This is a genomic window from Sporosarcina sp. NCCP-2331 (assembly GCF_023707945.1).
Lineage (GTDB): Bacteria > Bacillota > Bacilli > Bacillales_A > Planococcaceae > Sporosarcina > Sporosarcina cascadiensis.
On record NZ_BRCD01000081.1, the window covers coordinates 1 to 870 of the forward strand.

An 870-nucleotide genomic window follows, 5' to 3' on the forward strand; every position below is an offset into this window, starting at 1 on the left:
ACTTCCATTGTTTTTGTATCTTTACTTTCATGGAATTCATCAAGGATCCCTAAATATGGCTCAAATCCATCAAGGTTACTCGTATCCTTACTCAATGGTTTGATTAAACTATCATCGCGCAAGTTTATAATTTCATTTTTCGATTCTGTGATTTTAGAAATATTTTTCACGGAGTCTGAAGCATTCCGTAATTTTTCCAGTTGTTTGCGAACCATCGTCCATACGATCTTCGCCTGGTCCTTCGCGTTAGCTGTACAGTATATCTGCCTGCCGAGTTTCGGATTGCGACCGAATAAGAATTCATATAGCGCGATACCTGCAACTAAAATAGATTTCCCTTGCTTACGTGCCATGGAGATATAAGCTTTGCTGAAACGCCGATTGCCTAACTCATCACGCCAACCATACAGACTACCCACTATGAACTTTTGGAAATCAGCCAGTCGGATCGGTTCGCCTGTTTTTATATCCGGCAGCATTTCGATAAATCTTATGACTTTATTCGCTTTGGCTACATCAAATGTATAATCTTCCAGCTCTTTCAAATCTTTCAGGTGCCGTTCGCATTGCCTTTTAACCAATTTCGATGCAAGGATATCACCTTTGTAAACTTTCCGAGCGTATTCGGTTGTGTAATCAATCATCAGACAACAACTCCGCGAACGGATCATTCGGCTTGTTATCTTTCGGCACGACAATTCTCATTCTGCTGTCAATTGTTAATCCGAGACTGCCGGCGACCGAGCGCAAGATTCTTGCAGCATCATTCATTGCCGTAAATTCAGGGTTTACTTTTTTCTTATCATTTCCTTGAGCATCTAATTCGATAATCGTGCGGCCTTGCTCTTCCACACAGAGAGAGGCCGCCTT

General features: G+C 41.7%; 2 protein-coding genes. Both read right to left on the reverse strand.

Annotation, left to right across the window (positions count from 1 at the left end):
- The coding region (locus NCCP2331_RS18265; RefSeq protein WP_251672126.1) for a terminase large subunit domain-containing protein at window positions 1-644 on the reverse strand (644 nt) is incomplete at its 3' end.
- Window positions 637-870 (reverse strand): P27 family phage terminase small subunit (locus NCCP2331_RS18270; RefSeq protein ID WP_251672127.1); only part of this gene is annotated, 234 nt, incomplete at its 5' end. The genes NCCP2331_RS18270 and NCCP2331_RS18265, both read right to left, overlap by 8 nt.